This is a genomic window from Burkholderia sp. Ac-20349 (assembly GCF_017104865.1).
In the GTDB taxonomy this organism is placed as follows: Bacteria; Pseudomonadota; Gammaproteobacteria; order Burkholderiales; family Burkholderiaceae; genus Burkholderia; species Burkholderia aenigmatica.
Genome location: NZ_JAAGPM010000276.1, coordinates 1 through 3637 on the forward strand (window position 1 = coordinate 1; position 3637 = coordinate 3637).

Annotated in this window: 2 protein-coding genes; one reads left to right on the plus strand and one right to left on the minus strand. The window is 64.6% G+C overall.

What is annotated here, in order from left to right; genetic code table 11:
- Positions 1-310: 310 nt before the first annotated feature.
- Positions 311-2494 (minus strand): M1 family metallopeptidase, encoded by a 2184-nt coding sequence (locus G3N61_RS38250; protein WP_205825024.1) that lies wholly within the window; start codon positions 2492-2494, stop codon positions 311-313.
- Between the two features lie 639 nt (positions 2495-3133).
- On the opposite strand from G3N61_RS38250, the gene G3N61_RS38255 reads away from it, so the two are divergent.
- The gene (locus G3N61_RS38255) at positions 3134-3628 is read left to right on the plus strand and encodes an LEA type 2 family protein (protein WP_043191620.1); all 495 of its coding nucleotides are present in this window, start codon (positions 3134-3136) and stop codon (positions 3626-3628) included.
- Positions 3629-3637: the final 9 nt, after the last annotated feature.

Here is a 3637-nt window from a genome sequence, read left to right on the forward strand (position 1 = left end):
GGAACAGCAGCACCGTCGCGGCATCGGGCGCGAAACCGGTCATGACCAGCAGGCTTTCGAACGCGAATGCCAGCGCTTGCGCGACCGCGATCGTGAGAATCGTCAGCTTCAACACCCCGCGCAGCCGGCGTGGGATGCCGCGTGGGCATGACGGCGGGGGCGGGTGTCGCGTTGCGGGGCCGGATGAGCGCCAGGCATAAAAACGCCGGGCATAAAAAAGGGCCTCGCATGCGAGGCCCGTCAAAGGTCGGAGAAGCCGGTACGCCGGCCGGCAGCCGCAGGCTGCGCGGCACCGGCCGGATGCGCACCGTTACTGCGTCACTACCTTGCGCGGCTTGAAGATGCCCTGGTAGTGCAGTGCCGGGCGTTCCTTCGTCACCGGCTCGATGCCGTCGAAGGTCGGCGTCTGGCGCAGCTTCATCGCGGCCGGCGAAGCGACCGAGCCGATCGACGTCGAGCGCGAAGCCGGCGCGAGGTTGTTCGCGACGAGCAGCGCGGCCTCGCTCTGCAGGTTCGACAGCAGCACCGGATCGGTCGAGCGGTTGATCTGCGTGAGCAGCCCGCTCCAGGCCGCGTCGCTGTAGTTCACGACGTAGTAGTCGAGCCCGCTCGGGTCGGCCACCACGCCCGTGCAACCGTCGACGCGCGTTTGCGTCTGCGTATCCTTCAGCGCGAGCGTCGTGCGTTTCGCGAGACCCTGGCCGTACGCGAGCGTGATCGGCACCGTCCACTGCAGGCCCGGATACGCGTTCTTGTTCGGGAACGGCTGCTGTTTCAGCGTGACGATCGTCTGGTTCTTCGTCAGGTCGCACTGCGTGTCGAGCGAGATCAGCGGCACGCCGGTCTGGCGGACGTAGCTGTCGCCGATCGGGCCGATTGCCTGGCCGCTTTCCTTCGACAGCGCATCCCACAGGCGCTTCGGCGTGCCGTTGCCGAACGAGTAGTCGACCAGGTACTGCTGCAGCCCCTTGCGCAGCGTCTGTTCGCCGAGATAGTTCTCGAGCGTCTTCAGCACGTGGCCGCCCTTGTCGTACGTGAACGCGCTGGCGCTCAGCACGAAGTCGTTCGACGCCCAGCCGTTGAAGTTCGGCGCGACCGGGAACGCGTTCGGGCCGATATCACGATTGATCACGCGGTACTTGTTCTTCACCTGGTCGAGCCAGCTGAACTCGTTGGGGAAGAACTGGATCGTCGTCTTCGTCTCGAAGAACGTCGCGAACGATTCGTTGAGCCACACGTTGTCCCACCAGTCGGCCGTGACGAGATCGCCGAACCACTGGTGCGCGACTTCGTGCGTCAGCACCTCGTTACCGTAGTGCGACATCAGCTGGCCCGGCTGCGGCAGGATGTCGTCGGCGAACTCGAGGATCGACCCCCAGTTCTCCATCCCGCCGAAGTTCAGGTCCTTCTGCGCCTTGAACGCGTCGTTCGCGGCCACCGTGTCGAACTTCGTGAGCGGCAGGGCAATGCCCGTGTAGCGATAGTAGAAGTCGAGCGCCTGCTTGGTGCGGTCCATCGCCGGCTTCGCCCAGTCGCTCATGCCCGGCGGCGTGAACACGCGCAGGTGCAGGCCGCCCTTGCCGCCCGGCAGCGGGCTCGTGAAGTCGTCCTCGTAGGTGTCGAACAGGCCGCCGCCGAAGAACAGCAGGTACGACGGCATCGGCGGGGTCTTGTCGAATTGCACGAGCTTGTAGCCGCCGCCGACGTTGGTCGACGGCTTCTCGGCCGCGTTCGACACGACACGCCAGCTCTGCGGCACTTCGGCCGTCACTTCATAGGTCGGGCGGAACGCCGGCTCGTCCCAGCCCGGGAACCACTGGCGCGACAGGTTGGTTTCGCCTTGCGTCAGGATCGCGCCGCTCGTCTTGCCGTCGGTGCCCTTCAGGTCGACGCGGAAGATGCCTTCCGCGGCCGAGCAGCCCGGATACGGATCGTCGCCACAACTGCCGCCCGTCTTCGCGACCGGATCGTCATACGACTTGAAGTTGATGATGCCCGACCACTCCATGTGCAGCGAATAGTTGCCCGGCGCGATCGAGCCGCTCACGGGGCGCAGCTGATAGTAGTCGCCCTTGTCCTGCGGCGTCGCGATCAGCTGGATGTTGCCCGGCTGCAGCGTGAGGCGGCCGTTCGTGAACTTGATCCGGTGGCCGGCGATCACGATGTTGTTGACCGGCTTCAGCACCTTGATCTCGACGTCGGCGCGGCCGTCGAACGCGTTCAGCGCTTCGTTCGGGCGGAACCACAGCCGGTAGTTCACGGGCACCACGGTGTCCGGCAACTCGACAGGCGATACGCTCTTGTCGACGTTGGATGCGGCCGGCGGCGGTGCGCTCGGCGGCGCGGTGACGGTGGGCGACGAGCCCGATTGCGGCGCGCCGGCGGAGCTGAGCGCGGAAGCCGAGCCCGGGCCGCCGTCGTCACCGCCGCACCCGGCGAGCGCGAGTGCGGCGACGAGCGGCAGATAACGCATCTTGCGAATGTCGATCGACATGACTGAAACCTCGATTGTTGAAAGAATCGTTCAGTGCTGCGAAAACGCCGGCAAAAGCAATCCCCTCGCCGTTAATCAACAGCGATAAAAATGCCAATGACGGATTATTCGAAAAGACGGCGGCCGACTACGTGAAGGTAATCATGGTTTACTGCCCCCTCTGGATTTCCGGATGTCGGTTAACTTGCCGGTTCAAAATGGCCGGGCGCGTGTTGTACTGAATTGATTTCGCGTGCACGACACGGAGCCGCACGCCCGGTGCGGGCGCGCAATCTCCTTGAACAGACGACCTACGGGGCTGGCCGGGCCTGGTCGCAGGATGGCAGGAAGGCGTGTCGCCATTCCGTAAAATCACCGTCATGCGGCTTCAAGGTTTGTCGGCTTGCTCGAAGGATGCGTAAATATACTTGATGGTTTTAGGTAAAGGAAACGAAAAATTTAGAAATTGCATCTATTGAATTCGGCGTGCTTCATTGAATGCTGGAAAGCATTAATGCGCTTTCCGTTTGACTGGTATTTTCGTAGTTTTAATCTATTAACGATCTCGCGTGGCTGCGAAAACTACGAAACCCGGCGTATGGGGTGCTCGGTACAATGCGGTGACGATCCGCTTACTGATTGCCGCGAGGAGGCCCTCCCATGTCACGAGCCCTGTTCCGTATCGCGCCGCTGCGCGCCGTGCTGATGCTGTTCGCCGCCGTGCTCCTGCTCGGCGGTTGCGCGGGGCTGACGCGCGATCCCGTGCGCGTGTCGGTCGCCGGGCTCGACCCGCTCGTCGGGCAGGGCCTCGAGATGCGTTTCAGCCTGAAGCTGCGCGTGCAGAACCCGAACGACGCGCCGATCGAATACGACGGCATCTCGGTCGCGCTCGACCTGAACGGCACGCCGTTCGCGAGCGGCGTCAGCGATCGCTCGGGTACCGTGCCGCGTTTCGGCGAGGCCGTGCTCGACGTGCCGGTTTCCGTGTCGGCCTTCGCCGCCGCGCGACAGGCGTGGAACCTGCCCGGCGCGGCCGCGAACGGCGAGCTGCCGTATGCGCTGCGCGGCCGGCTCGCGGGCGGCGTGCTCGGCACCGTGCACTTCAACGATGCCGGTACGCTGCGCCTGCCCGCGATGCCGGGGTGGGGCGGCTGAACCCGGGCG